This window comes from Hydrogenophaga sp. ZJX-1, from assembly GCF_048590325.1.
Taxonomy (GTDB): Bacteria; Pseudomonadota; Gammaproteobacteria; order Burkholderiales; family Burkholderiaceae_C; genus Hydrogenophaga.
Genome location: NZ_JBMBRA010000003.1, coordinates 213068 through 238706 on the forward strand (window position 1 = coordinate 213068; position 25639 = coordinate 238706).

At 69.3% G+C, this 25639-nt stretch carries 24 protein-coding genes; 5 read left to right on the forward strand and 19 right to left on the reverse strand.

The genetic code is table 11. From position 1 onward, the window contains the following. Positions 1 to 14: 14 nt before the first annotated feature. The 13 genes from ACN5W5_RS09835 to ACN5W5_RS09895 form a co-directional block, all read right to left on the reverse strand. Positions 15 to 941, reverse strand: a complete 927-nt coding sequence (locus ACN5W5_RS09835) for a patatin-like phospholipase family protein (RefSeq protein ID WP_420048359.1) — start codon at positions 939 to 941, stop codon at positions 15 to 17. A 9-nt stretch (positions 942 to 950) separates the two neighbouring features. After that, positions 951 to 1874, reverse strand: a complete 924-nt coding sequence (locus ACN5W5_RS09840) for an alpha/beta fold hydrolase (RefSeq protein ID WP_420048360.1) — start codon at positions 1872 to 1874, stop codon at positions 951 to 953. Positions 1875 to 2001: 127 nt separating this feature from the next. Beyond that, on the reverse strand, positions 2002 to 3741 hold the full coding sequence (locus ACN5W5_RS09845; protein WP_420048361.1) for an ATP-binding protein: 1740 nt from the start codon (positions 3739 to 3741) through the stop codon (positions 2002 to 2004). Beyond that, positions 3738 to 4385, reverse strand: a complete 648-nt coding sequence (locus ACN5W5_RS09850) for a response regulator transcription factor (protein ID WP_420048362.1) — start codon at positions 4383 to 4385, stop codon at positions 3738 to 3740. Before ACN5W5_RS09850 ends, ACN5W5_RS09845 begins: the two co-directional genes overlap by 4 nt. A gap of 27 nt (positions 4386 to 4412) precedes the next feature. Beyond that, a complete protein-coding gene (locus ACN5W5_RS09855) occupies positions 4413 to 5240 on the reverse strand; it encodes a nuclear transport factor 2 family protein (RefSeq protein ID WP_420048363.1) in 828 nt (275 codons plus the stop codon). A 13-nt stretch (positions 5241 to 5253) separates the two neighbouring features. Continuing rightward, entirely contained in the window at positions 5254 to 5523 is a 270-nt protein-coding gene (locus ACN5W5_RS09860; protein WP_420048364.1) for a zinc ribbon domain-containing protein, read from the reverse strand. A 12-nt stretch (positions 5524 to 5535) separates the two neighbouring features. Beyond that, positions 5536 to 6135, reverse strand: coding sequence for a TetR/AcrR family transcriptional regulator (locus ACN5W5_RS09865; RefSeq protein ID WP_420048365.1), 600 nt, complete (start codon positions 6133 to 6135; stop codon positions 5536 to 5538). Between the two features lie 69 nt (positions 6136 to 6204). Then, the gene (locus tag ACN5W5_RS09870) at positions 6205 to 6669 is read right to left on the reverse strand and encodes a DUF2894 domain-containing protein (protein WP_420048366.1); all 465 of its coding nucleotides are present in this window, start codon (positions 6667 to 6669) and stop codon (positions 6205 to 6207) included. Then, on the reverse strand, positions 6666 to 7352 hold the full coding sequence (locus ACN5W5_RS09875; protein ID WP_420048367.1) for an OmpA family protein: 687 nt from the start codon (positions 7350 to 7352) through the stop codon (positions 6666 to 6668). The genes ACN5W5_RS09870 and ACN5W5_RS09875 overlap by 4 nt, the downstream gene beginning before the upstream one ends. A 64-nt stretch (positions 7353 to 7416) precedes the next feature. After that, on the reverse strand, positions 7417 to 9891 hold the full coding sequence (locus ACN5W5_RS09880; RefSeq protein WP_420048368.1) for a DUF802 domain-containing protein: 2475 nt from the start codon (positions 9889 to 9891) through the stop codon (positions 7417 to 7419). 65 nt (positions 9892 to 9956) lie between these two features. Continuing rightward, positions 9957 to 10643: a DUF3348 family protein gene (locus tag ACN5W5_RS09885; protein ID WP_420048369.1), complete on the reverse strand. Its 687-nt coding sequence runs from the start codon at positions 10641 to 10643 to the stop codon at positions 9957 to 9959. Positions 10644 to 10775: 132 nt separating this feature from the next. Continuing rightward, positions 10776 to 11561, reverse strand: a complete 786-nt coding sequence (locus ACN5W5_RS09890) for a DeoR/GlpR family DNA-binding transcription regulator (RefSeq protein ID WP_420048370.1) — start codon at positions 11559 to 11561, stop codon at positions 10776 to 10778. Positions 11562 to 11669: 108 nt separating this feature from the next. Then, positions 11670 to 12575, reverse strand: coding sequence for a LysR family transcriptional regulator (locus tag ACN5W5_RS09895; RefSeq protein ID WP_420048371.1), 906 nt, complete (start codon positions 12573 to 12575; stop codon positions 11670 to 11672). A gap of 100 nt (positions 12576 to 12675) precedes the next feature. Here ACN5W5_RS09895 and ACN5W5_RS09900 point away from each other — a divergent pair, with 100 nt between their 5' ends. Beyond that, positions 12676 to 13650: a Bug family tripartite tricarboxylate transporter substrate binding protein gene (locus ACN5W5_RS09900; RefSeq protein WP_420048372.1), complete on the forward strand. Its 975-nt coding sequence runs from the start codon at positions 12676 to 12678 to the stop codon at positions 13648 to 13650. Beyond that, the gene (locus ACN5W5_RS09905; RefSeq protein WP_420048373.1) at positions 13631 to 14884 is read left to right on the forward strand and encodes a CaiB/BaiF CoA transferase family protein; all 1254 of its coding nucleotides are present in this window, start codon (positions 13631 to 13633) and stop codon (positions 14882 to 14884) included. The genes ACN5W5_RS09900 and ACN5W5_RS09905 overlap by 20 nt, the downstream gene beginning before the upstream one ends. A gap of 3 nt (positions 14885 to 14887) precedes the next feature. Here ACN5W5_RS09905 and ACN5W5_RS09910 read toward each other — a convergent pair whose 3' ends face one another. From ACN5W5_RS09910 to gcl, 4 genes are all read right to left on the reverse strand, one after another. Then, a complete protein-coding gene (locus ACN5W5_RS09910; protein WP_420048374.1) occupies positions 14888 to 16219 on the reverse strand; it encodes a glycerate kinase type-2 family protein in 1332 nt (443 codons plus the stop codon). Positions 16220 to 16333: 114 nt separating this feature from the next. Continuing rightward, positions 16334 to 17242 carry a 2-hydroxy-3-oxopropionate reductase gene (glxR, locus tag ACN5W5_RS09915; RefSeq protein ID WP_420048375.1) on the reverse strand — a complete coding sequence of 303 codons (909 nt, stop codon included), beginning with the start codon at positions 17240 to 17242 and terminating at the stop codon, positions 16334 to 16336. 34 nt (positions 17243 to 17276) lie between these two features. After that, a complete protein-coding gene (otnI, locus tag ACN5W5_RS09920) occupies positions 17277 to 18074 on the reverse strand; it encodes a 2-oxo-tetronate isomerase (RefSeq protein ID WP_420048376.1) in 798 nt (265 codons plus the stop codon). 17 nt (positions 18075 to 18091) lie between these two features. Next, positions 18092 to 19882, reverse strand: a complete 1791-nt coding sequence (gene gcl, locus ACN5W5_RS09925) for a glyoxylate carboligase (RefSeq protein WP_420048377.1) — start codon at positions 19880 to 19882, stop codon at positions 18092 to 18094. Positions 19883 to 20007: 125 nt separating this feature from the next. On the opposite strand from gcl, the gene ACN5W5_RS09930 reads away from it, so the two are divergent. From ACN5W5_RS09930 to ACN5W5_RS09940, 3 genes are read left to right on the forward strand one after another with little or no spacing between them, the layout of a single operon-like run. Beyond that, the gene (locus ACN5W5_RS09930; protein WP_420048378.1) at positions 20008 to 20913 is read left to right on the forward strand and encodes a LysR family transcriptional regulator; all 906 of its coding nucleotides are present in this window, start codon (positions 20008 to 20010) and stop codon (positions 20911 to 20913) included. Position 20914: 1 nt separating this feature from the next. Then, complete coding sequence (locus ACN5W5_RS09935; RefSeq protein WP_420048379.1) at positions 20915 to 22369, forward strand: 8-oxoguanine deaminase; 1455 nt, start codon at positions 20915 to 20917, stop codon at positions 22367 to 22369. Positions 22370 to 22392: 23 nt separating this feature from the next. Then, positions 22393 to 23973, forward strand: coding sequence for an MFS transporter (locus ACN5W5_RS09940; protein WP_420048380.1), 1581 nt, complete (start codon positions 22393 to 22395; stop codon positions 23971 to 23973). A 110-nt stretch (positions 23974 to 24083) separates the two neighbouring features. Here ACN5W5_RS09940 and ACN5W5_RS09945 read toward each other — a convergent pair whose 3' ends face one another. Continuing rightward, positions 24084 to 24782, reverse strand: coding sequence for an alpha/beta hydrolase (locus tag ACN5W5_RS09945; RefSeq protein ID WP_420048381.1), 699 nt, complete (start codon positions 24780 to 24782; stop codon positions 24084 to 24086). Between the two features lie 148 nt (positions 24783 to 24930). After that, positions 24931 to 25635, reverse strand: a complete 705-nt coding sequence (locus ACN5W5_RS09950) for an alpha/beta hydrolase (protein WP_420048382.1) — start codon at positions 25633 to 25635, stop codon at positions 24931 to 24933. Positions 25636 to 25639: the final 4 nt, after the last annotated feature.

Here is a 25639-nt window from a genome sequence, read left to right on the forward strand (position 1 = left end):
AGGGGGCGTTCCATTCAGCTCCATGGCTGGAGTTCCCGGCACATGAAGGCCGGCAGGGGTGGCCGTTCGGATGGCACTTCGGCCTGCTCCAGCACGGCCACGATGTCGAGCAGGCGCGCCTCTGCGGCTCGCCTGCCGGCTTCGAACAGGTAAGGCATGGCCGACGTTTCCCAGAGGCCGACGGGGCGGTCCAGGTCGAGCTCGATGGCGATCACTTTCTGCCCCGCAGCCTGCGCGGCGTCGGTGCGCGCCTGCATCAGGTTGTTGATGAGCGTGGTGCTGGTCTGGGCCACCAGGCGCGAGAGGCGGTCCACCCGGCGCGGCATGCGGCCCCGAAAGCCGAGCGTCACCACGACGCGCGCATCGGCCGCGGCCGCGATCGGCAGGGGATCGGAGAGTGCGCCATCGACCAGGCGCCGGCCGGCCACCTCCACGCTCGGGAAGATGATGGGCACCGCCATGCTGGCGCGCAGCACGTCCACCAGGCGTCCCTGCGTCAACACCACCGGTTCCCCGGTGGTTGCGTCGGTGGCGGCCACGCGCAGCGGCGTCGGCAGTTGCTCCAGACGGACGTCACCAAAAGCGCTTTCAATGCGCTCAGCGATCAAGCGGTCGTCGCGCAGGGCAAAGCCGGCGCCGAAGCCGGCGAGCTTCGGCGCAACGAGCTGCGGGTAGGCGCGCCAGCGGCGTTGCTGCGTCAGCTCGGCGGACCACAAGGTGGTGGCCAGGCACACCGCTTCCTCGCCGTGCATGCCGTGCGCGATCTGCGCGCCGAACAGGGCGCCCGAGCTGCAGCCGACGATGAGATCGGGACGTATGCCTTCGCGCGCGAGGCGCTCTGCGATGCCCAGCGCGGCGATGCTGCGCACGCCGCCGCTGCCGAGCACGAGGGCCAGCTGGCCAGCGTGCGCACGTCCGGAGGGAACAACAGGGTGTTGCATGCGAGGCTCCTAGTGGGCGACAAAGTCCACCACGCGGCGGATGACCCCGGCGTTGCGCACCACCCGGTGGTGGCCCAGACCCCGTGTGCGCTCGAACTCCGCATGATCGATCGCAGAAGCGATCTTCAGGCTGTGTTCGAAAGGCACTTCTTCGTCGGTCTGGTCGTGGACGAGCAGGGCCGGCAGCCGGGCCTGGCGGGCCATCTCGACCACCGACATGCGGCCCCAGTCGAAGTGGCCGCCCTGGCGCTGAACCTGCATCTCTCGCACGCGCTCGATCACTTCGGGGGTGAGTCCGACGTGTTGCGCAAACAGGTCCACGAACCAGTTGCAGTGGTCGAAGCTGCTGATGAGCACCAGCCGCGACGTGGCCAGGCCCCAATCTCGCGCGGCGTACAAGGTCATGGCAGCACCGAAGGAATGGCCGACCACCGCATGCAGGGGTCCCGCGTGCCGGGCCACCGCGGTCACTGCGTAGGCGAACGCCACCATGTCGGTTCTGCGGCCGGACGATTGGCCATGCGCGGGCGCATCGAAAGCGATCACCCGGAACCCTGCGCGCAGCAGCGGCAGCACCATGCGGCCCATGCACATCGCGTTGGAACCCCAGCCATGGACCAGAAGGACCGCCGGGCCTCGACCCCACTCGTAGACCGCCAGCTCGCCCACACCGCAGGGCAGGCGGTGCGAGCGCATCGGCGCATGCAGGGAAGAAGGCCAGCGACCCGCCGCCGCGCGTGGCGGTGTGGCGAGCTGCCGGTACGCCAGGTGGGCGGCCAGCCTTGGCGTGAAACGGCAAAGCGCGCTGTAAACGCGGCGCACCGCCTGGGTACCGGGCTCCTCGGCAAAGCGGCCTGCACGGCGGCGCTGCGGCGGTGTGATGGCGGGCACCGCTGCGGGCACCTCGTGGACAGGGGAGAACAGGATCCTCATGAAAACTCCTTGCGTTGACCCGGCACACGGCGTGCGCGGGGTGGTCTTCAATCTACCGACGCAAGGTGGTCCTGAACACGTGAAATTGGTCATGCCCTGGTGCCAGGCCGGGCGGCCTGCAGGGGGCTCAGAAGTCCTGCAGGGCGGTGAGCAGCTGCGTGCACGACACCGGCTTGATCAGCAGGCGCAGCTGATGCCGCCGCGCCGCGTCGCGCAGCGTGGCCTGGGTCTCGCCGCTGATCAGCAGCACCTGCTTGCCCGCCTCGCGCAGGGTGATCGCGAGCTCCAGGCCGGACGCGGCGTGGGGCAGCCGCACATCGCAGATGGCCACCTGGCCGTAGGCCGCGTGTTCAAGGGCTTCGGCCGAGGTTTCCACGTGCCGCACCCGCAAACCCCATTGCGTCAGCAGGTCGCTGGTGGCGGCGGCCACGAGCGCGTCGTCCTCGACCAGCAACACCTCCTGCACCGCGAGCAGCGGCACGGGCAATGCCGGGCGGAAGGCGGGCATGAGCGCACTGGGTACCGTCACCGGGTCGTGCGCACCGCTCTGCGGCGGGTCCACCTGGACGGCGGGTGCGGCGCGCGACAGCGTGAGCGTCATGCAGCAACCCTGGCCCGGCGCGGAACGCACGGCAATGTCGCCGTTCATCAGCAACGCCAGACGACGCGCGATCGCGAGGCCCAGACCCAGGCCCTGGCGGCGGTCGCGCGCTTCGTTGTGGCCCTGAACAAATTCCTCAAAGATGCGCGCCTGTCCGGCCTGCGCGATGCCCGGCCCTGCGTCGCGCACCTGCAGGCGCCACCGCCCGACGCCCGGCCGCAGGGCCAGCAGCACGGTGCCGCCCGGTGGTGAAAACTTGATCGCGTTGTCCAGCAGGTTCGACAGCACGCGGATGAGCATCAGGCCATCGGCCATGGCGAACGCGCCGGGCTGGACGAGCGCGACGATGCGCACACCCACCGCCTCAGCCACCGCGCTGTGCTGACGCACCAGGCCAGCCACCAGCGGAGCGAGCTCGGTGGGCTGCAGATCGGCCTGCACCACGCCCGAGTCCATGCGCGTGAGGTCCAGCACTTGCGACAGCAGGTCATCGAGTGCCCGCCACGACTGGGTGATGCCATCGATGGCGCGCAGGGCCGCGCGGTCCTGCGTGGCCTGTGCCAGGCCGGCCAGCGGCGCGAGGTAGAGGCCGATGGCGTGCACCGGCTGGCGCAGGTCGTGGCTCACGGCCGCGAAGAAACGCGATTTCGCCACCCCGAGCGCGGCGACGGCATCGGCCGCGGCTTCGGCGCGACGGCGCTGCTCGACCTGGCGCATCACGCCGATCTCCTGCGCCCGCGAGAGGAACACCATGGTCACCGTCATGAGCATGCCGCCGGTGCCCATCATCACCAGCAAGGCGTGGTCGCCGCGGATGCCGTCGACGATGAGGCGGATCGAGGTGGGCAGCACCGCGAGGCACAGCGCGATGGTGGTGCGCACCACATCGCCCGTGAGACGCACCGCGATGAGGGTGGCGTTGCCGAGCAGATAGCTCATCAGCACCGCCAGGATGGGCACGTTGCCGGGCACGTAGAGGAACCAGCAGGCGCTGCCCACAAAAGACATCAGCACCCACATGTAGATGCGGTAGACGCGCTGGCGGTCGCGCTTGGGCAACGCCCTGAAGGCCGGCCGGTTGACGTGCCACCAGCGCAGCACGCCCATGGCCGCGATCACGGAGAACCAGGCGAAAGGCTGTTGCCAGGGCAGTGCCGTCGCGAACATCAGCGCGCACACCAGCTCGCAGGCCCGCAGGGCCCAGAGCGATGCGACGGTGTGGGCGTTGTCCTCCGGGTCGGGGCGCTCGTCCCTGAGCGGCGTCATAGTGTGTCGGGATCGAGCTGGGCGGCCTGTGTGCGGTTGGACACCTGCAGCGCCTTGAAGATCTCGCTCATGTGATTCTTCACCGTGCCCTCGCTGATACCCAGGGTGCGCGCGATGAGTTTGTTGCTCATGCCCTGGCGCAGCAGCTGGCGCACCTCCTCCATGCGCGGCGTGAGCACCACCTCCGGGCGCTGGGCTTCGACGGCGCGGTGCGCGAACGGCAGCTTCTCGCCGCGCAGCGCGGCCCCGATCGCGGCACATATCTGTTCGGTGGGCGAACTCTTGGGCACAAAGGCGTGCACGCTCGGTATCTCCAGCGTGCGGCGTACCACGTCGGGCGAGGTGAGCGCCGAAATCACCACAAGCGGAAGGCCCGGGTGGTGGTGCGCGAGCTCGGCCAGGCGAAAGCCCCGCTCCATGCCAGGCATGTTCAGGTCCACCAGCGCCAGCCGGGCTGGCGGCTGGGTGCGTGCTGCGCGCATCAGCGCGTCGCCATCGCCGACCTCGATGACCCCCACCTCACCCAGCACTTCGATGACCAGGCCGCGCATGCCGTCGCGCACCAGGGCGTGGTCGTCGGCGATCAGCACCGTGATGTCCTCCGCGGACACGGCAACGCAGCAGGGGTGGGGTTGCTGGGTCACCTTCGCATCCTCTGCTCGGCGCAGACCTCAGACCGGCTGCCGATGCTCCGTGATGTGCGCGGCCACGCAACGCCAGTCGCCGCCTTGGCGGTGCCAGATGTCGGTGTAGCGGCTCACGCCCTCACGCCCGTCCTTGAGCGTGTAGGCGTTCTCGGCGTGGATCAGCGCGAGCTCGCCGAAGCGCCGCACCGTGACCCGATCCACCGGGAAGTCCCGCATCTCGGTCGCAAAGGACGGCAAAGCAAACCGGGCCAGGGCCGCGGACCGGTCACACACCGTGCCATCGCCCTGCACGGCGTTGTAGTCGGGCGCAAAGTGCGCGTCGTACCAGGCCACGTCGGCGTCGCGGTAGGCCTGTACGTACTGCGCGTTGAGTGCCTGCAGCACCGCGAGTTCGTCACCCTGCGGGTCTTGCCCGCTCCAGGGCAGGTGCCGCGGCACGACGCCGGTGCGTGACGACATGGGCACGCCCACCTGCGCCAGTGTGTGCTGGCTGTTCACCAGGCTCCAGGCCCGGCCGCGGAGCGTGTACACGTCGCTGTAGCGCAGCCGGGAGACCACCCCATCGTCCAGCGGCGTCTGAACCGTTCCCTGCACCAGCGCGACTGTCCCGTACAGGCGCACGCGGACGCCCTCACACGAAGCACTGTGCAGCCTGGCGGGCGAGCGCATGCGCGCGAGGTAACCGTCGCGATCGACCCATTCGCCGTCGCTGGCCGTGAAGCGGAAGTCGTCATCGACGAGTGCGTTGATGAATGGGGCGTCGGGCACCACGAGCGCGTGCACGGCGCGGTGGTTGATGGCACGCAACTGGGCATGTGCCAGGCTCACGGGTACAGAAGAGGTAGCCAGCATGACGAGGGACTCCTTATGGCCGTGGCGCGCGCTCCTGCCAGGCCGGCATGGCGGCCAGCAGGGCCCGCGCCATCTCGCGCGCGGCACCCGGGTCCAGGCCTTGCTGGCGCACGAGGTAGTCGGCGTTGGCGCTCAGCACCTCGTCGTAGGGCCTCAGCTGGCCGGCTTCATCGCCGCAGGTGCTGCAATAGGCCGCACCGGGCTGGCCGCCGGCGAAGTCGGCCGGCTCGCGCATCGGAAAACCGCAGGAGCCGCAGGAAGGGCAGAGATCGGGTTGGGACATGGGAACTTCTCCTCAGGGTTGAAGCACTTCGAGCAGCTGCGCCTTGAGTTCGGCGCCGCGCAAGGCCACCACGCTGCCGCCGGGTGCGAACAGGTCACGGTTCATCAGGTAATGGTTGGTCAACGCGATCCACAGGTTGGTCAACGCAACCGGGTTCATGGCGCGCGCCACACCGCGCTCGACATCGCGCGCGTGGGCCTGACGCAATCGGCTGCCGACCGCGGACTGCAAGGCGAACACCCGTGCGCGCGCCGACAGCGGCAGCGCAGGCGCTTCGCGCAGCAGGCGCGAATACAGCACTTCCTGTTCGCCGAGCGCGACCAGGTGCGCGTCAAGCACCTCGCCCACGCTGCAGGCGTCGGCCGGCAGGACCGAGAGGCGCTGCGACATGGCCTGCCCGACTTCGGCCACCAGGGCCTCCACCAGCGTGTCGCGGTTGGCGAAGTGCACGAACACCGTGCCGTGGGCCTTGCCCGTGGCCTGGGCGATTGCCGCGGTGGTCGCACCTGCAAAGCCGTGCTCGGCCACGACACGCAGGCCCGCTTCCACCAGTTGGCGTCGCGTGGCCTCGCGTTGGCGAGTGCGGGGTCGGGAGCTTGATGGGAGGGTCATCCTGATTTTATTGAGCAGACACTCAGTGAGTGTTGACTCATTATAATCAGACCCCATCCCGATGGGGGGCTATTTTTTCGGCCGCGCGGCCTTCACCACCTTGCCCTTGCCCGCCGGTGCCTTGAGCTGCCCCTGCGCCTGCTCCAGCCAGAGCAGGGTTTCGGTGTGCGAGAGGAAGCGCCGCAGGTAGTGCGGCGAGAGCTCGCGCATGAGGCCGAGCGTGCGCAGCACGAGCATGTGGGAGTTGAGCGGGCCGGCGTTTTCAGGGGCACGGTGCGTGGCCTTCACCACGGCTTCTTCGGCACCCAGGCGCTCCCAGGTTTCGCGGAAGCGCTGGGCGCTGCGCAGTTCGGGCCACTGGCCTGCGCTTGATCTGGGGACACCAGCAGCGGCCTGGCTGGCCTGGGCGATGTGGGCGTTGAGGGCTGCGAGGGGGGAGGGTTTGGGAGGCGGAGAGGCTGCCTCACGCTGGCCCCCACCCCTGCCCGCCCCCAGAGGGGGAGGGAGACGATCAGGATCGCCTTGGGTGTTCATGGCTTGGCGGTAGCGGCCACGGGCGCGGCCGTGCTCGGCGTGGGCGCGGCGCGCGGCACGGGGGCCATTTCCACCCGGCGATTGAGCGCCCTGCCCTTTTCATCGGCGTTGCTGGCCACGGGCTGTTCGGCGCCGAAAGCGGCGCTGAACACGCGCTGGCGCGGCATGCCTTCTTTGACGAGCGTGCGCGTCACGGTGAGCGCGCGCTGGGCCGAGAGCTCCAGGTTGTCTTCGAAGCGCTGGTGGGGGCCTTTGACGATGGGCTTGTCGTCGGTGAAGCCGCTCACCATGAGCATCTCGTCGCGCTCGCCGAGGTACACCTCCAGCGGCGGCACCAGGCTCTTGAGCAGTTGCTGGCCTTCGGGGCGCAGCTCGTCGGAGTTGAAGTCGAACAGCACGCTGCCGCTGATGCCGATGCGGCCGTTGTTGAGCGTGACGCGGCCGCTCTGCAGCGGAATGGCGAGCGCTTTTTCCAGCGCCATGCGGCGGGCTTCCTCCTGCTGGCGTTTGGCGATCTCGGACTGCAGGCTGGCCATCAGGTCCATCTGCACCAGCAGCACGCCGATGAGGATGAGCACGAACGCGCCAACCACACCGGACATGAGGTCGCCGAACACGGCCCAGACGGGCGCGGTCTCACCCAGGCCGTCGTCGATGGCGGTGTCGTCCACGCTGCTGCTCATCGGACCACCCTCCGTGCGGTGCACTGCGGGGCTGAGCGCCTTCGGAACGGCCGGGCGGCGCTCATCAGGCGGCTCCCTGAGCGGAAGAAGGTGCAGCGGGCGCGGCGGCTTTGGCGGCGGCGGGCTTGGCGGCACGCAGGCTGCGCATGTCTTCCACGATGCCCTGCTGCGCGCTGATGCTGAGGTCGATCACCTCGCGCGCCTGCGCCACGTAGTAGGCGAGCTGCTCGTCGCTGCGCGCCATGTGCTGGCCGATGGCGCCTTCCACGCGCTGCAGGCCGTCCACCAGCTTTTCGTTCGTGCTGCTGAACAGCGCCACGCCCTGCTGGAAGGCCTGGCCCAACGCGGCGAGTTCGGCGGCGCTGGTGGCCATCTGCGCGGTCTGCTCGTCGGCCCGACCGGCCTGCGCACCCAGGGTCTGCGCGAACTGCGCGCCGGTCTGGTTGAGCACGGTGGTGGCCGACGCGACCAGCGATTCGATGGCGGCGCGCTGCTCGCTGGTGGTCTGCTGCACGTTCTGCAGCAGGCTGCTGATGTGCGCCACCAGCTCGGTGCGCTCTTGCAAAGCCAGGTTGTCGCGCTCGGTGAGTCGGCTCATCTCCTGCCGCAGCTGGCCAATGACTTCGGCCGCGGCCTTGGGCGCCTCGGACGCCGTTTCGAGCAGGCGCGACATGGGCGCTTCGAGCGAGGTGCCGAGCGTGGCCAGGTGTTCGGTAACGGCGGCCTGCAGCTCGCCCAGGCGCTGCACCGCGGCCTGGCCGCGCGCGGCCTCTTCGCTGCGCAGGGTTTGCAGGTGGGTGGCTTCTTCGGCGCGCAAGGCTTGCAGTTGTGTGGCCAGCTCGGTCTGCAGGGTGGCGAGGCGGTCCACGGCGGCTTGCTGGCGGGTGGCTTCTTCTGCGCGCAGGGTTTGCAGCTGCGTGGCCAGCTCGGTTTGCAGGCCGCTCATGCGCTCCACGGCGGCCTGGCCGCGGGTGGCTTCTTCGCTGCGCAGGGTCTGCAGGTGCGTGCTTTCTTCACTGCGCAGGGCGCTGAGTTCGCTGCGCCAGAGCGCGGCGAGTTGATCCATGCGCTGGCCGTGTTGCTGCGTCCATTGCGCTTCCGACTCGGTGCGGGCCAGCACGAGCGCTTCGCTCTGCGCCAGCAGGCGGGCCACGCTCTCCATGCTGCGCGTCGCCTGCTCGCTGGCGCTGTGCTGGATGGCGCTGGCGGTCTGCTCCAGCGTCTGGCACACGGCCTGCTGCTGCGCAAGGTTGGCCGTGCCCACCTGCTGCCATTCGGCCTGCAGGCTGCTGGCCATGCCCTGCAGCGCTGAGGTCCACGCGGCCTGCTTGAGCGCTTCGGCCTGGGCCTGCTCGCTGTGCTGCTGCGCCGTGGCCTGTTGCACGTTGGACAGCAGCTGGGCCGCGCGGGCTTCGAAGCTGGTGTTGAACTGGTCCAGGGCGCTGCCCAGGCCGTTCACCAGTCGCTCGCTGGTGCGCGCGTGGTTCTGCAGCGCGGACTGCCAGCCTTCGGCCACGCTGCCGGTGGTGGCGGCGAACTGGGTGGAGAGGCCGGTCAGCTGCGTCTGCACCGCCGCGCTCACGCGCTCGTGCAAGCGGGTGGACTCTTGTGCGATGGCGGCCATGGCGTTTTCCACCACTGGCTTGATGCTGTCGCTGGCCACGCGGGCGCTCGACGACAGGCTGTCGTTGAGCGTCTGCGCCACCGACTGGCCCAGGCCGGTGTACGCGGCGGCGGCTTCGCGGTGGAACTGGTCTTGTCGTGCGGTGAGCTGCTCGTCGAGCTGCTGGTGGCGGCGCTCGACCTGCTCCATCAGCGCCTGCAGCTGCGCGACCACCTGGGGCAGCGCGTCGGCCTGGCGCTGCAGGGCGGCGAAGGTGTGGTCGCGGTTCTCTGCGGCGATGAAGGCGGCGGTAAAGGGGCGCAGCGCGCCGGCGGTGTGCTGCTCCAGCGCGCGGGCCACGTCCATGCGCTCGCGGCGGGCGATGGCGGACATGAGGCCCAGCATGGCCGAGCTGGCCACGCCGGCCACCGAGGTGCCGAACGAAATGCCCAGACCCTTGATGGGCGCGGCCAGCGCGCCTCGGATGGCGCCCAGGTCGGCCGAGCCCTCGAGCGCGAACACGGCGCCCTTGAAGGTGACCACCATGCCGAGGAAGGTGCCGAGCATGCCAAGCATGACCAGCAGACCGATCAGGTAGGGCGTGAGTGACAGGCCGGGCAGTGCGCCGCGCCCGCTCTCGACGCGCTGGCGCACGGCGTTCTGCAGTGGGGCGGGCACGCGGGCGAGCCAGTCGGCGAGGCTGTTGAGCGGCTGCGGAATGTGGGCGAGCGCCTGGGCCAGGCCGGTGCTGGCAAGGCGGAAGCGGCGGATCTCGAGTGCGCCCACCAGGTAGGCGACGGCGATGGCCACCGTCATGCCCAGGGCAAGCCAGCTGCTGGTGCCGGTGAAGCCGAAGCCCACCCAGGCGATGGCGAACAGGCCGAGCAGGAAGGCGCCGATGAGCAGGGCCCGGCTGGAGAAGGAGGAGGAAGACATGGCTTGTGTTTTCAAAGGCTCAAATTCGGTGTGGGGCGCTGGCCTGGCGCTTTGGGCTGGGGGATTCATGAATCCATGGCCTCAATCATTCCGGCGACCGGCTGCAGGCGGTGGTCGAGCTCGGCGAGCAGGGTCTGCTCCAGCTCGGTGTTGAAGGTGGCAAGCCAGTTGTCTTCGGAGGTCAGCAGCTGGCGGCGCAGTTCGGTGAACCGCAGCTTCAAAAAAGCAGGCACGTTGTTCAACAGGCGCTGCTCGCGCCCGCCAAGCATCTCGCCCAGCACCGCGTCGAGCGCTGCGAGCTGGGCCAGGCGCGGCGGGCCTTTGGCCAGGGTCTGGCGCACGTGTTCGCGCAGCGCGTCCACGCTCATCTCCAGACGTCGCTGCTGGTCCTGGTAGCGCTGCAGGCAGAGGGCGAACTCGGTGTCGAGGTCGTCCGGGTCGGGCTGGTGGCGCGCGTCGCGCGTGTTGATGGACTGGCTGAGCACGGCGCGCACGCGCTCCAGCTCGGCCTGCAGCGCTTCAGCGCTGGTGGCCAGGTGGCCGGGGGTGCGGGCGGCCTGCCGTCCGGCGGCGGCGATGGCCGCGTGCGCCGAACTCAGGCTGATGGCGTCGGCCACGTTGAGCCACTGCCCCAGGCGCTCGGCCACGTCCTGCCGCGCCGCGTCACCGGGCGCAGACGCCCCTGCGGGCTGAAAGCCCGCCAGCTGGCGCACCAGGGCGGTGGTTGGGGAGTGGAAGAAAGAACTGCGCAAAACGGTCCGCAGCGCCCCGCAGGGCGCCTGAGCGTGGAGGAAAACAGGGGATTTGCCGGCCCGAACGGGGGGCTGGCGCCGGTCCGGCGGTTTCGCCGGCGGCCAGGCCACTATTAGAAACGATTCACCGGCCTACCCCGGCGCCGCCGGGCGGGCGGCCTTGAGCACCTGCGCGCCCTGCTTCGCCAGCGCCTTGAGGGTCTGGAAGTCGGCGTCGTGTTCGACCACGAGGTGATCGATCTCGCGGATGGGCGTGACACGGTAAGGCAGCTGCAAACCCAGCTTGTCGTTGGTGGCCATGGCGACACAGCGGCGGCTGGCCGCGCGCAAGGCGCGTTTGAAGGCGGCATCACCGGCATCGACAGTGCAGATGCCGGCTTCGACCGTGACCGCGCAGGCGCCGAGGAAGCAACGCTGGATGTTCATCTGGCCGACGGCCAGCACCGCGGTGGCATCGACGCAACCGCCCACCAGCGGGTCCACCGCTCCGCCAACCATGATGAGCTGCACGTCCTGGCGGCGCAGCAGGGCAGCGGCGATGTCCACCGAGTTGGTGGCCACGGTGAGGGCGTGGTCCTCGGGCAGGCAGGCGGCCAGCGCCAGGTTGGTGCTGCTGCTGTCCAGAAAGAGGAACTCACCTGGCTCGATGACGGCGACCGCCGCCCGCGCCAGCGCAGCCTTGCGTTCGCGGCCTGCGTCCATGCGCACCACCATCGGCAACGCACCGGGCAGGGGCGGCAGCGCCCCGCCGTAGACGCGGCGGCAGCGCCCTTCGGCGGCCAGCGCGCGCAGGTCGCGCCGGATGGCGTCTTCCGACACCTGGAATTCAGCGGCCAGCGCAGCGGCCACCACGGTCTGGCCCTGGGCCAGGCGTTGGGCGATCAGATCGCGGCGCTCAAGAGGGATGTCCGTGTGCATGCGCACATCATATGCGTGCACAAACAAGAAAATAACATGCACAAACGTGCATTTCAGTTGCCGCCGCTCACACCACCAGAACGCCGCGGACACCGTCAAGAGCCCACCTCACCCCTTGGCAGGGGACCGGATGTGCTTCTCGAACAGATCCATGGCCAGCGACGCACCGGGGCTGACGTAGGCCCCGGTGCGCCAGATGATCCCGAGCTCCCGCTTCGACGACCACCCGCCCCCGGGCGAGACCGCCGCCAGCCGGGCCTGCACCTCGGGCTCGCGCACGGCAGAGCGCGGCATGAGCAGGATGGCATCAAGCGCCAGGCACAGCAAGAACTCGCGCCCGGAGGATGAGGACAGCACCGCCGGCACCGGCGCCGCGATGCCGCGGGCAGCGAAGTTGGCCTCGAACTCCCGGAAGGTGGCGGTGGGGCGACCCGTGACAATCCAGCGCGCCTGCGCCAGTTCGGACCAGGGCACGCTGCGGCGCGGCCGGGCCATGGCATGGCCCTTGGGCGCCATGGGCTGCATGGGGTCGTCGGTGAGCACCCGCCACGACAGGTCCTGGGGCGGTGCACCGGTCTGGCCCAGCACGGCGAAATCAAGTTCGCCACGCAGCGCGGCCTCCTTGAGCGAGTCGGTCATACCGCCGCTGAGCTCCACCGAGATGCCGCGTGTCACCAGCGCCTGGACCACCGGGCGCACCCAGCGGTCCGGCAAGCCGTTGCCCACCCCCACGCGCACCACGCCGGCACGGGCCTGGCGCAGGTCGCGCAGTTCGGCAAACAGGTCCTCGGCCGCGAGGTCCATCTGGGCGGCGCGCTGCAGGAAGGCAGCGCCGAACGCCGTGGGCCTCATGCCGCGCGCCATGCGCTCGAAGAGCTTCACGCGTGTCGAGCGTTCGATGCGGGCGATGGCCTTGCTCAAGGTGCCGGGCGAAATGCCCAGCGTGACGCAGGCCGCGCTGAGGCTGCCCTCGCGGCCCACCACCACCGCCCAGTGAAGATCGTTGAGGTTCATGGTTTTCCAATCTGGAAAGGGTCTACACGTATTTTGAGTTGCTCGCCCACATCGCCCATCCTATCGTTGGGGCGTTCACCCACAATCAGGAGACAAGCCCATGACAAGCCCTTCACCCCACAGCCTGTGGCTCGCGGCGGCCATCGCCACCACCGGCTTTCCCGCCGCCGCCCAGGACGCCTACCCGGTCAAACCCATCACCCTTGTGGTGCCTTTCGGTGCAGGCAGCGGCACCGACCTGATCACCCGCCTGGTCGGCAAGAGCCTGCAGGAGAGCCTCGGGGTCCCGGTGGTGGTGGATAACAAACCCGGCGCCAACGGCGCCATCGCCGCCACCAGCGTGGCCCGGTCCAAGCCAGACGGCCACACGCTGCTGGTGGGCAGCGCCACGACCAACGCCGCCAATTTCGCGTTCTTCCCCGGCAAGCTGGGCTACACCCCGGGGTCGTTCGACATCGTCTCGGGCCTGTCGGCGAGCCCGATCTCGCTCTATGTGCCCATCGATTCGCCCTGGAAGTCCCTGGCCGACCTGAAAGCGGCCAGCCAACAACCCGACCGTGGACTGACCTGCGGCAGCGGCAACGCCGTCACCCAGGTGGCCTGCGAGGTGTTCCGCCTGCAAGCCGGCTTGCCGATGACCAACGTGCCCTACAAATCCAACCCCAACTCGCTCATCGACGTGGCCGGCGGACAGATCTCGTTCGCATTCTCGGACGCTGGCGCTGCCCAGCCCCTGCTGGAGGGCAAACGGCTGCGACCGCTGGCGGTGGCGGCAACCCAGCGGCATGGAACCTACCCCGACACCCCCACCTTCGAAGAGCTGGGCGTGCCGCACTTCGAGTTCACCGGTTGGACCGCGGTGTTCGCGCCGGCCGGCACGCCGGCGCCGGTGATCGAGAAGCTCCACCCGGCGATCCAGAAAGCGATGACCTCGCCCGAAGCCAGGCAGTTCCTGAAGCGCTCGGGCGGCGTGGCCAAGACCATGAGCCTCGCGGAGAGCCGCCATTTCGCGGCCGGCGAAGTGACTCGCTGGACCCGGTACATCAAGGAATCCAATGTCCAACCCGAACAGTGAACTGACCGCCGCACAGGGCCCGCTGGCCGGGCTGCGGGTGATCGACTGGACCCATGTGCTCGCCGGCCCGTTCACCGGCTACCAGCTGGCGCTGCTGGGCGCCGAGGTGATCCGCATCGAACGGGCCGACGGTGACGACATGATCCGCACCAAGTCGCTCGACCCGCACCTGGCCGCCCAGGGCCTGGGCGATACCTTCGTGGCGCAGGGCGGCGGCAAGCAGTCGCTGGCCATCGATGCCCGGGACCCGCGGTTGCAGCAGGCGCTGCACGCGCTCATCGCGTCAGCCGACGTGCTGGTAGAGAACTTCCGCCCCGGCAAGCTGGCGTCGCTGGGTTTCGATCCGGCGGCGCTGATCCGGCGCCACCCTCGGTTGACCGTCTGCTCGATCACCGGCTTTGGCCCGGGCTCTGACCAGCGGGCCTACGACCACGTGATCCAGGCCGCCAGCGGGCTGATGCAGGCCAACGCTTCGGCCGACGGCACACCACAGCGCATCGGCTTTCCACTCGTCGACTACGCCGTCGGCCAGCAGGCCGCGCTCGCCATCATGACCGCGCTGCTGCGCCGCGAACGCACCGATCCGGCGCGGCGCACGCAGGGTGAATGGCTGCAGGTGAGCATGCTCAACGCCGCGCTGACGCTGATGGCCCCGGTCTACGCCAACGAGCTGGTCAGCGGGCACAAGGTCCCGCGCAGCCGCTCGACCGCGTTCTCCGGCAGCCCGCTGTCGGGGACCTTTGCGGTGCGCGACGGCCACCTGGCCATCGTGTGCAACGCCCGGGAACAGACCCTGGGCCTGCTGGCGGCGCTGCGCGATGCGGGTGTGACCGAAACGGACCTGCAAGGCCTGGCCCGCGTGGCAGGTGAGGGCCTGGTGGACGAGGCACAACAACTGCTCGGCAGCTGGCTCGCGCGGGACAACAGCGCGAGCTGGCTGGACCGGCTGTCGCGCCACGGCGTGCCGGCGGCCATGGCGATCGACGCGATACAGGCGGTGCGCGCGGTGTGCCACGACTGGCCCGAGATCGAGCTGCCGACCGCCGAGGGCGGCACACGGCGGGTGCGCGTGCCGGGCATTGGCTTTGCTTCGACCGAGCCGGTGACCATCGGCCTGCGGCCACCACCCCGTCGGGGCGAGCACAGCCGGCAGTGGCTCGAATCGGCCGGCCTCCAGAAAGACGACATCGACCGGCTGTTCCAGGAAGGCAAGGTGCACAGCAGCAACGCCTGAAGCTCAGACCACGAGCACGGCCCGGAAATCGTTCACGTTGGTGTGGGTTGGCCCGGTGATGACCAGGTCACCCAGTGGCTCGAAATAACCGTAGGCGTCGTTGCGGGCCAGGTGATCGGTGACCTTCAGGCCCAGCGCGGCGGCGCGGGCCAGGGTGTCGGGCGCGACCAGCGCGCCGGCGTTGTCTTCCACGCCGTCGATGCCGTCGGTGTCGGCGGCGAGCGCCCACACACCGCCCTGACCGCCCAGCGCGTGGGCCAGACCCAGGCAGAACTCGCCGGCCCGGCCGCCGCGACCTTTCTTCCGGCCTTCGGCGCGCGGGCGCACCGTGACGGTGGTTTCACCGCCGCTGAGGATGACGCAGGGTTTGGCGAAGCTGCTGCGGCCGAGCGCCGTGGAGCGCGCCAGCGCGGCGTGCACCTTGCCGACCTCGCGCGACTCGCCTTCGATCTCGTCGCTCAGCACATAGACATTAAGGCCCAGCGCGCGGGCGGCTTCGGCGGCGGCGTCCAGGCTTTGCTGGGGGGTGGCGATGAGGTGGGTTTCAATGCCGGCGAGCGAGGCGTCGCCGGGCTTGGGTGTTTCAAGCGCGCCGCTCTCCAGCTTCGCGCGCACGGCGGGCGGCACCTCGATGGCGTAGCGGCGCAGGATGTCCAGCGCTTCGGCGCAGGTGGACGCGTCGGCCACGGTGGGGCCGCTGGCGATGACGCTCACGTCGTCGCCCGGCACGTCGCTGATGGTGAGCGTGACCACGCGGGCCGGCGCGCAGGCCGCGGCCAGGCGCCCGCCCTTGATGGCGGACAAGTGCTTGCGCACGGTGTTCATCTCACCGATGTGGGCACCGCTTTCCAGCAGCTGGCGGTTGATGCGCTGCTTTTCTTCGAGCGTGAGGCCTTCGCAGGGCAAGGTGAGCAGCGACGAACCGCCGCCCGAAACGAGGCACAACACCAGGTCGTCGGCGGTCAGGCCCTCGGTGAGTTTCAGGATGCGCTGCGCGGCTTCGAGGCCGGCGGCGTCGGGCACGGGGTGCGAGGCTTCGACCACCTCGATGCGCTCGGGCACGCCCGCTGGGCGCGGCGGGATGTGGTGGTAGCGCGTGACCACCAGACCCGAGAGCGGCGCGTCGGCCGGCCACAGCGCTTCGACCGCCTGCGCCATCGCGCCACCGGCCTTGCCGGCGCCGAGCACCAGGGTGCGTCCCTTGGGCGGCGACGGCAGCCAGGCGGCGGTGTTGTGCAGCGGCAGGGCGCGCTGAACGGCCACGTCGTACAGGTGGCGCAGCAGGGCGCGGGGGTTGGCCAGGCTGGGGGCGGCGTGGGATGTGGTTTCGGTCATGGGCGGGAAGTGTAGAGATATGACCGGTGTCTGGCTGCCGTGTTGTTACGTAGGCGATGACCCTCACACCAGCCCTCTCCCGCGTGCGGTGGACGGTGGAGCCTGTCAGGCACTTCAGGCTGCGGGGGTGGGGGCGATCTGGTGATTCGCCATCAGTTCAAGACTGCGACACAGCGCCGAATGGTCCAGACCGGCCCAGCCGTGCGCGGCACAACTCTGCATCAGCTGCGCAGCGCTCGCCGTGTTGGGCAGGCTCACGCCCAGCTCTTTCGCGCCCTGCAATGCGAGGTTCAGGTCCTTCTGGTGCAGCTCGATGCGGAAACCCGGGTTGAACGTGCGCTTCACCATGCGCTCGCCATGCACCTCCAGGATGCGGCTGGCCGCGAAACCGCCCATCAGCGCCTGGCGCACCTTGGCCGGGTCGGCACCGGCCTTGCTGGCGAACAGCAGGGCTTCGGCCACGGCCTCGATGTTGAGCGCCACGATGATCTGGTTGGCCACCTTGGTGGTCTGGCCGTCGCCGTTGCCGCCCACCAGGGTGATGTTTTTTCCCATGGCTTCGAACAGGGGCTTGACGCGCTCAAAAGCCGCTTCCGGACCGCCGACCATGATGGTCAGGCTGCCGGCCCTGGCGCCCACCTCGCCGCCGCTGACCGGCGCGTCCAGGTAGTCACAGCCCAGGGCGTTGATCTGCTGTGCGAACTGTTGGGTGGCCATCGGGCTGATGGAGCTCATGTCCACCACGGTCTTGCCGGCGCTGAGCCCCTTGGCCACGCCGTTCTCGCCGAACAGCACGTCCTGCACGTGCGGCGTGTCGGGCACCATGGTGATGACCACGTCGGCCCGCTTGGCCACCTCGGTGGCGTTGGTGCAGACCGTCGCACCCGCCTCGGCCAGCTCGGCCGGGATCTTGCTGCGGCTGCTGACGAACAGCCGGTGCCCGGCTTTGATGAGGTTCAGCGCCATGGGCGTGCCCATGATGCCCAGGCCGATGAAGCCGACATTGGTGCCGCTCTTGGTCATTCTTGGTCTCCTTTTTGCGGGGGTTTGCGCGGACTCAGACGGCCGCGTCGTGGCAGGTCATCCAGCCCAGGCCCCGATCGGTGCCGCCGGGCGATGAGTCCTTGGGTTTGTATTCGCAGCCGATCCAGCCGCGATAGCCCAGGGCGTCGACGCAGTGAAACAGGAAGCGGTAGTTGATCTCGCCGGTGCCCGGTTCGTGGCGGCCGGGTGTGTCGGCCAGCTGCATGTGGGCGATGCGCGGCAACAGGTCCTGGATGGTGTTGCACAGCTCGCCTTCCATGCGCTGCGCGTGGTAGATGTCGTACTGCAGGAACACGTTGTCGGCACCGACCTCGTCCATCAGCGCGATGGCCTGGCGCGGGCGGTTGACAAAGTAGCCCGGCATGTCGAAGGTGTTGATGGGCTCGATCAGCAGCGGGATGCCGAGCTTCTTCGCCTCGGCCGCGGCGTAGCGCACATTGGCCACCCAGGTGGCGCGCGCCTGGGCTTCGCTCACGCCGGCGGGCGTGAGCCCGGCCATGCAGTGCCAGCGCTGCACGCCGATCACCGGCGCGTATTCGGCGGCCTTCGCCACGCCGGCGCGGAACTCGGCTTCGCGCCCGGGAATGCAGGCGATGCCCCTCTCGCCTGCGGCCCAGTCGCCGGGCGGCAGGTTGTGCAGCACGAGTTCCAGCCGGTGCTGCCTCAGCAACTGCGCGATGGTCTCGGCCGGGAAGTCGTAGGGGAACAGGAACTCCACGGCCTTGAATCCCGCTTTCGCGGCAGCTTCAAAACGGTCGAGAAAAGGCAGCTCGTTCCAGAGCATGGAGAGGTTGGCGGCGAAACGTGGCATGTTGGTGTTCTTTCAGTTCATTCGAGCAGACCTGCGGCAATCAAGCCCTCTCGGCCTTCGGGATGCAGGCATTCGATTTCTTCAAATTCGTTGATCGCGTTGATTTCGGTGCCCATGGCGATGTTGGTCACTTTCTCCAGGATCACCTCCACAACCACCGGCACACTGTACCGGCGCGCCATCACCTGTGCCTCGCGCAGGGCGCCCTGGATGTTGGCCGGATCGGTGACGCGCAGCGCCTTGCAGCCCAGTCCCTCGACCACGGCCTGGTGGTCCACGCCGTAGCCCTTGAGCGTGGGGTCGTCCACGTTCTGGTTCTCGAAGGCGAGCTGCACGCAGTAGTCCATGTCGAAGCCGCGCTGGGCCTGGCGGATCAGGCCGAGGTAGCTGTTGTTCACCAGCACCTGCACGTAGGGAATGCGGAACTGCGCACCGACCGCGAGTTCTTCCACCAGGAACTGGAAGTCGTAGTCGCCCGAGAGGCCGACCACGGTCTTGGTCGGGTCGGCCGCGGCCACGCCGAGGGCGGCGGGGATCGTCCAGCCCAGCGGGCCGGCCTGGCCGCAGTTGATCCACTGGCGCGGGCCGTAGACGTGCAGGAACTGCGCGCCAGCGATCTGGCTCAGGCCGATGGTGGACACGTAGACCGTGTCGCGGCCGAAGGCGGCGTTCATTTCTTCGTAGACGCGCTGCGGCTTGATCGGCACGTTGTCGAAATGGGTCTTGCGCTGCATGAGCTTCTTGCGCTCGGCGCAGCGGGCGGCCCAGGGGCTGAAGTCTCTCAGCTGCCCGGCTGCCTGGCGCTCGCGCGCCACCTGCACGAAGAGCTCGAGCGCGATCTTCGCGTCGGACACGATGCCCAGGTCCGGGTTGAACACGCGGCCGATCTGGGTCGGCTCGATGTCCACGTGCACAAACGTGCGACCCTGGGTGTAGACCTCGACCGAGCCAGTGTGGCGGTTGGCCCAACGGTTGCCGATGCCGAGCACGAAGTCGCTCGCGAGCATCGTCGCATTGCCGTAGCGGTGGCTGGTCTGCAGGCCGCACATGCCGGCCATCAGCGGGTGGTCGTCGGGGATCGCGCCCCAGGCCATGAGCGTGGGAATCACCGGCACGCCGGTGAGCTCGGCCAGCTCGACCAGCAGTTCGGAAGCATCGGCGTTGATGATGCCGCCACCGGCCACGATCAGCGGCTTCTCCGCCGCGGCCAGCATGTCCAGCGCCTTCTCGATCTGCTTGCGCGTGGCGGCGGGCTTGTAGACCGGCAGCGGTTCGTAGGTGTCGATGTCGAACTCGATCTCGGCCATCTGCACGTCGATCGGCAGGTCGATCAGCACCGGGCCGGGGCGGCCCGAGCGCATGAGATGGAAGGCCTGCTGGAACACGCGGGGCACCAGCGCGGGCTCGCGCACCGTCACGCTCCATTTGGTGACCGGCTTGCTGATGGCTTCGATGTCCACCGCCTGGAAGTCTTCCTTGTAGAGCCGGGCGCGCGGCGCCTGGCCGGTGATGCAGAGGATCGGTATCGAATCGGCGCTGGCCGAATACAGGCCGGTGATCATGTCGGTACCGGCCGGGCCGCTGGTGCCGATGCACACGCCGATGTTGCCGGCGCGTGCCCGCGTGTAGCCCTCGGCCATGTGCGAGGCGCCTTCCACATGCCGCGCCAGCACGTGGGCGATCGTCTGGCGCTCGCGCAGCTGGGCGTAGAGCGGGTTGATGGCGGCGCCGGGCACACCAAAGGCCTGGGTGATGCCTTCCTTTTCCATCACGAGCACGGCGGCCATCGCGGCCTTCATCTTCGGCATGTCTGTCTCCGGTTGGGTTGAATCACTGGAGCCGATGCTATGGACGTCATACCGTCTTGAGAATGCCATTGGGGGTACTTTGATTCGATACTCCAGGTATGGAATCTCCCGGATAACATGCCGCCATGGACCGCTACAAAGAGATCGAAGCCTTTGTGCAGGTGATGGAACACGGCAGCCTGGCCGCGGCCGCGCTGCACGCGGGCATCACCCCGGTGATGATGGGCCGGCGCATCGACGCGCTGGAAAGGCGCCTGGGCACGCAGCTGATCCACCGCTCCACGCGGCGGCTGGCGCTGACCGAGCAAGGCGCGAACTTTCTGGACGAATGCCGCGCGCTGCTGGTGCAGTGGGCGCAGGCCGAGGCCACCGTGTCGGCCCAGAAACACAGCGCCAGCGGCCACCTGATCGTCTCGGCCCCGGCGGCGTTCGGGCGGCTGCACGTGGCGCCGCATGCGGCGGCGTTCCTGAAGGCCAACCCGGCGGTGAAGCTCTCGTTCAACCTCACCGACCGCGTGGTCGATCTGGTGCGCGATGGCTACGACCTGGGCCTGCGCATCGGCGGCGTGATCGATCCGAACTTCGTGGCGATCAAGCTGGCCACCAACCAGCGCGTGGTCTGCGGCACGCCGGCCTACTTCCGCAAACACGGCAAGCCCAAAACGCTGGACGACCTGAAGGCCCATAACTGCCTGGCCTTCAACCTGCAAGGGGGTCAGCAACGCGGCTGGTATTTCCAGGACGGCGGCAAGACGGTGACGGTGCGCGTGGACGGCAACCTGGACTGCAACGACGGCGAGCTGCTGCACCGCTGGGTGAGCGAAGGCATGGGCCTGGGCTGGCGCAGCACCTGGGAGATCCAGGCGCAGCTGCAGCGCGGCGAGCTGGTGACCGTGCTCGACAGCTTCGCCCTGCCGGCCTATGACATCCTGGCCGTGTACCCGCAGCAAAGGCATTTGCCGGCCAAGGTGCGGTTTTTCATCGAACACCTGAAGAAAATCTATTCAAAGCCCGGCTACTGGTTGAAATGACATGAACACCCTGCTGATCCACAACGCCACCTGCATCGCCACCTTCGACCACGCCGACCCATCCAGGGGGCGGGAAATCAAAGACGCATCGCTGTTCGTGCGAGACAACGTGATCGAGTGGATCGGCCCGACAGCCGAGCTGCCGCGCGCCTTGCTCGAATCGGCGGGTGAAACCATCGATGCGCGCGGCCACCTCGTCACACCCGGTCTGGTGAACACGCACCACCACATGTACCAGTCGCTCACGCGGGCCATCCCCGGCGTGCAGGACGCCGAGCTGTTTTCCTGGCTGCGCGGCCTCTACCCGATCTGGACCGGGCTCACGCCCGAGATGGTGCAGGTCTCGACCCAGGTGGCGATGGCCGAACTGCTGCTCAGCGGATGCACCACCAGCAGCGACCACCTCTACATCTACCCCAACGGGGTGCGGCTGGAAGACAGCATCGAAGGGGCACAGCAGATCGGCATGCGCTTCCTGGCCACGCGCGGCAGCATGAGCGTGGGGCAGAGCGCGGGCGGGCTGCCACCTGACAGCGTGGTGGAAAACGAAGACGCCATCCTCAAGGACGGCCAGCGCCTGGTCGAGACCTGGCACAGCGCCGCGCACGGCGCCATGGTGCAGGTGGCACTTGCGCCGTGTTCGCCGTTTTCGGTGAGCCCCGATCTGATGCGCCAGAGCGCCCTGCTCGCGCGCAGCTTCAAGGGCCAGGGCGTGCGCCTGCACACCCACCTGGCAGAGAACGACCATGACATCGCCTACAGCCGCGAGAAGTTTAACCAGACCCCGGCGCAGTACACGCAGGAACTCGGCTGGCTGGGCGACGACGTGTGGCACGCGCACTGCGTGAAGCTGGACGACGAAGGCATTTCGCTCTTCGCCGCCAGCCGCACCGGGGTGGCGCACTGCCCCTGCAGCAACATGCGCCTCGCCTCCGGCATCGCCCCCATCCGCCGCATGCTGAACGCGGGCGTTCCGGTGGGTCTGGGTGTGGACGGCAGCGCCAGCAACGACGCGGCGCACATGGTGAACGAAGCGCGCCAGGCGCTGCTGCTGGCCCGCGTGGGCCGCGCGCTGATGCCGCCCGAGACCCGCAGCGGCAAAACTTTCTTCGGCTGCGACCTCGGCCCGGCCGAGATGACCGCGCGCGACGCGCTGCACATGGCCACGCGCGGCGGTGCGATGGTGCTGGGCCGCCAGGACATTGGCCACCTGTCGGTGGGCATGTGTGCCGACTTCGCGCTGTTCGACCTGCGCACCCTCGGCTTTGCCGGTGGCGCGGTGCACGATCCGGTGGCCAGCCTGCTGCTCTGCGCCAGCCCGCCCGCGGCCTACACCATCGTCAACGGCCGGGTGGTGGTGCGCGAAGGCCAGCTCACCACCGTCGATCTCGGGCCGCTGGTGGAACGGCACAACCGGCTGGCCAGGGTCTTGGCTGAAACGGCACGCACGGCCTGAGCCGCTGCGGGACAATGGACCCGATGACCCCTTCCCACTCCATCTGGAGCCCCCTGCGACAGCCCGCTTTCCGCGGGCTGTGGCTTTGCGGCGCGGTCTTCTTCATTGGCGCGGGCATGCAGACCATGGCGGCGGCCTGGCTCATGGTCGAGCTCACCGGTTCGTCCTTCCTCGCCGCGCTGGTACAGACCGCCGTGTTCCTGCCGATGTTCCTGCTGGCGCTGCCCGCGGGCGTGCTGGCCGACACCACCGACCGCCGGCGCCTGATCTCGGGCGCGCTGATCGCGCAGGTGGTGGCCTGTGTGCTGCTGGCCGGGCTGGTGCTCGGCGGCTGGGGCGGGCCGGCGTCGGTGCTGTTCCTGGTCTTCGTGTGCGGCTGCTGCACGGCCGTGCTGACCCCGGCCTGGAACTCGTCGGTGATCGACCCGGTCCCACGCGACGAATGGCCACAGGCGATCACGGCCATCGGCATCGCCTACAACGCGGCGCGCGCGATCGGCCCCACGCTGGCCGGCCTGCTGTTCGCCTGGATGGGCGCGGGCTGGGTGTTTGTGGTCACGGTGTTCACCACGGGGGTGATGTGGGAGTCGATCCGCCGCTGGCCCCCGAAAGCGCACCCGCCCTCGCGCCTGCCGGCCGAACGCCTCTGGGGCGGCACGCTGAGCGGCCTGCGTTTCGCCTGGCACTCGCGCATCATCCTGGCCCAGCTCGTGCGCGTGATGGCGTACAGCGCGGCCGGCTCGGCGCTGTGGGCGCTGCTGCCGGTGATCGCGCAGCGCCAGCTCGGCACCGGGGCGCAGGGCTTCGGCCTGCTGATGGGCTGCATGGGCACCGGCGCGGTGGCCTCGGGCCTGGTGATCGGCCGCCTGCGCAGCCGCTTCGGGCTCGACGCCATCATCGCCGCGGCCTGCGTGGCGTTTTCCCTCGTCATGCTGCTGGCCGCCTGGGTGCGTGTGCCGCTGCTGGTGTACGCCGCCATGGCGGTGGGCGGCGCGGCCTGGATGGCGGCGATGTCCACCTTCAACACCGCCACCCAGGCCAGCGCCCCGCCCTGGGTGCGCTCGCGCGCGGTGGCGCTGCACATCGTGGCCTCGCTCGGCGCGTTCGCCATCGGCTCGGCGTTCTGGGGCGCGGTGTCCGACATCGCCGGCCTCACCGCCGCGCTGGTGGCCGCCGGGGTGCTGATGGCCGCGGGCCTGCTGCTGGCGCGCCCGTTCCCGCTGCGCGTGGGCGAGGCGCACGAGGTGACCCAGGGCACACCGTGGGACGAGCTGTTTGTGAACGACGAACCCAGCCCCGAGGCCGGCCCGGTGGCGGTGGAAGTGGGCTACCGCATCCGCGCGGGGGAAGACAAGGTCTTCCTCGACACCATCAGCCGCATGAAGGCGCCGCGCCGGCGCGACGGCGCCACCTTCTGGCGCATCTACCGGGACCTGGGCGAACCCTCGCGCTACGTCGAACGTTTCATCGTCACCTCATGGGCCGACTACCTGCACCAGCGCGCCCGCGCCACCGTGGCCGACCACGCGCTCGAAGCCGAGGTGCGCGAGTTCCTGGCGCCCGGCGAGAGTGCGCACATGTCGCACTACATCGCTGAGAGGTGACCCCGTAGCGCTTCGCGCTGCCGCCCAGGGCACCGCCGGGCCGGCTTTGCCGGACGGCCAGTGCCGCCCCCTGGGGGGGTAGCGCGAAGCGCTGCGGGAGGGGGGGCAAGTCAGACCACGCTCAGAACCCCGATCAGCCAGGCCTCCACATCGGCCAGCTCGGTGTCGCTCACCTCGTGGCCCATGGGGTAGCTGTGCCACTCCACCAGGTGGCCCATGACCTGCAGGACGGTGCGCGCGGCCCGGGCGCGGTCAATCGGCACCACCTCGTCGTACTCGCCATGCGCCAGGAAAATGGGCAGGCGCTGGTTGGCGGAATGGGACTCGCTCTGGAGGGTGCGGGCGCCCAGGGGCAGGTAGCCCGAGAGCGCCACGATCGCGGCCAGGCGCTGGGGCGCTCGCAGGCCGGCGTGCAACGCGAGCACGGCACCTTGCGAGAAGCCCATGAGCACGATGCGCTCGGACGGCATGCCCTGGGCTGCTTCCTGCTCGATCAGCGCCTGAACCAGGCTCTGCGAGGCGCGCAGGCCCCCCTCGTCCGCCGGCAGCGGCGCATGGCGCGGTGCGTCGGACGGCGCGGCGTCGTACCAGGCGTGCATGTCGCTGCCGTTGAAGCTCACGGTGCGCAGGGGCGCATCGGGAAACACGCAGCGCACCGGGCCCACGGCGGCCAGGTTCATGCTGCGCAACAGGGGGATGAAGTCACCGCCCGTGGTGCCCAGGCCGTGCAGCACGATGAGGCTGGCCACGGGCGTGGCGGCCGGATCGCGCCCGGTCACGAAGGTCTGCGGCCGAAGGGTCTGGTTCAATGAAAGATCTTGCGCGTACATGCGGCCAGCATAAGCGCCCGCGCGCACCGATGAAACGAAAACAGTCCTTCAGCGGCGCCGCGGTTGCATCCGGATGCAGACTTCACAAACAAAAGCGAAGTCAACACCCGTCAAGGTGGTGGCTGGCTCAGCCCGACGCCAGCACCCGCAGCAAAAAGGCGTTGAGGTCGGCCACCTCTTCGGCGCAGACCGAGTGCCCCATCGGGTAGCTGTGCCAGGCCACGGCGTATCCCAGCGCGGTCAGTGCGTCGCGTGCCGCGGTGCCGCGCGACATGTCCACCACATCGTCTTCTTCGCCGTGGGCCAGGAAGATGGGCGTGGCGCGGTTGGCGGCGTGCACTTCCGATGCGGTGCGATCGGCCAGGGCGAGGTAGCCCGAGAGCCCCACCAGCCCGGCCAGCCGCTGCGGCGCGCGCAGCCCGGCCATGAGCGCGACCACACAGCCCTGCGAAAACCCCATCAGCACGGTGCGCTCGGCGGGCACGCCGCGCCCGGCCTCGCGGTCGATCAGGGCCTGCGCGATGGTCTGGGCCCGGCGCAACCCGGCTTCGTCTTCCCGGCGCGGGACAGCGGGGTCGGCGCCCGGCGGGTAGATGTCGTACCAGGCGCGCATCTCGTAGCCACCGTTGATGGTGACCGGCTGCACCGGCGCGTTGGGAAACACGAATCGCACCGGGCCGATGGCGCTGAGGTCAAGCTCCTGCGCGATCGGCACGAAGTCGCTGCCGTCGGCACCGAGGCCGTGCAGCACGATGATGCTGGCCGCGGGCTGGGCGGCGGGGTCACCACCGGTGACGAATTCGCGAAGCTGGATGGACGGGTTCGGGCTCATGGCA

Excerpts from the sequence above, each read along its gene's own strand:
- glxR (WP_420048375.1), bottom strand. The coding sequence starts at position 17,242 with ATGACCAAGAGCGGCACCAATGTCGGCTTCATCGGCCTGGGCATCATG.
- ACN5W5_RS09905 (WP_420048373.1), top strand. The coding sequence starts at position 13,631 with ATGTCCAACCCGAACAGTGAACTGACCGCCGCACAGGGCCCGCTGGCC.
- ACN5W5_RS09900 (WP_420048372.1), top strand. The coding sequence starts at position 12,676 with ATGACAAGCCCTTCACCCCACAGCCTGTGGCTCGCGGCGGCCATCGCC.
- ACN5W5_RS09870 (WP_420048366.1), bottom strand. The coding sequence starts at position 6,669 with ATGAACACCCAAGGCGATCCTGATCGTCTCCCTCCCCCTCTGGGGGCG.
- ACN5W5_RS09930 (WP_420048378.1), top strand. The coding sequence starts at position 20,008 with ATGGACCGCTACAAAGAGATCGAAGCCTTTGTGCAGGTGATGGAACAC.
- ACN5W5_RS09910 (WP_420048374.1), bottom strand. The coding sequence starts at position 16,219 with ATGACCGAAACCACATCCCACGCCGCCCCCAGCCTGGCCAACCCCCGC.
- ACN5W5_RS09940 (WP_420048380.1), top strand. The coding sequence starts at position 22,393 with ATGACCCCTTCCCACTCCATCTGGAGCCCCCTGCGACAGCCCGCTTTC.
- ACN5W5_RS09880 (WP_420048368.1), bottom strand. The coding sequence starts at position 9,891 with ATGTCTTCCTCCTCCTTCTCCAGCCGGGCCCTGCTCATCGGCGCCTTC.
- ACN5W5_RS09890 (WP_420048370.1), bottom strand. The coding sequence starts at position 11,561 with ATGCACACGGACATCCCTCTTGAGCGCCGCGATCTGATCGCCCAACGC.
- ACN5W5_RS09860 (WP_420048364.1), bottom strand. The coding sequence starts at position 5,523 with ATGTCCCAACCCGATCTCTGCCCTTCCTGCGGCTCCTGCGGTTTTCCG.
- ACN5W5_RS09935 (WP_420048379.1), top strand. The coding sequence starts at position 20,915 with ATGAACACCCTGCTGATCCACAACGCCACCTGCATCGCCACCTTCGAC.
- ACN5W5_RS09840 (WP_420048360.1), bottom strand. The coding sequence starts at position 1,874 with ATGAGGATCCTGTTCTCCCCTGTCCACGAGGTGCCCGCAGCGGTGCCC.
- otnI (WP_420048376.1), bottom strand. The coding sequence starts at position 18,074 with ATGCCACGTTTCGCCGCCAACCTCTCCATGCTCTGGAACGAGCTGCCT.
- ACN5W5_RS09855 (WP_420048363.1), bottom strand. The coding sequence starts at position 5,240 with ATGCTGGCTACCTCTTCTGTACCCGTGAGCCTGGCACATGCCCAGTTG.
- ACN5W5_RS09835 (WP_420048359.1), bottom strand. The coding sequence starts at position 941 with ATGCAACACCCTGTTGTTCCCTCCGGACGTGCGCACGCTGGCCAGCTG.
- ACN5W5_RS09895 (WP_420048371.1), bottom strand. The coding sequence starts at position 12,575 with ATGAACCTCAACGATCTTCACTGGGCGGTGGTGGTGGGCCGCGAGGGC.
- ACN5W5_RS09845 (WP_420048361.1), bottom strand. The coding sequence starts at position 3,741 with ATGACGCCGCTCAGGGACGAGCGCCCCGACCCGGAGGACAACGCCCAC.
- ACN5W5_RS09865 (WP_420048365.1), bottom strand. The coding sequence starts at position 6,135 with ATGACCCTCCCATCAAGCTCCCGACCCCGCACTCGCCAACGCGAGGCC.
- ACN5W5_RS09875 (WP_420048367.1), bottom strand. The coding sequence starts at position 7,352 with ATGAGCAGCAGCGTGGACGACACCGCCATCGACGACGGCCTGGGTGAG.
- ACN5W5_RS09950 (WP_420048382.1), bottom strand. The coding sequence starts at position 25,635 with ATGAGCCCGAACCCGTCCATCCAGCTTCGCGAATTCGTCACCGGTGGT.
- gcl (WP_420048377.1), bottom strand. The coding sequence starts at position 19,882 with ATGCCGAAGATGAAGGCCGCGATGGCCGCCGTGCTCGTGATGGAAAAG.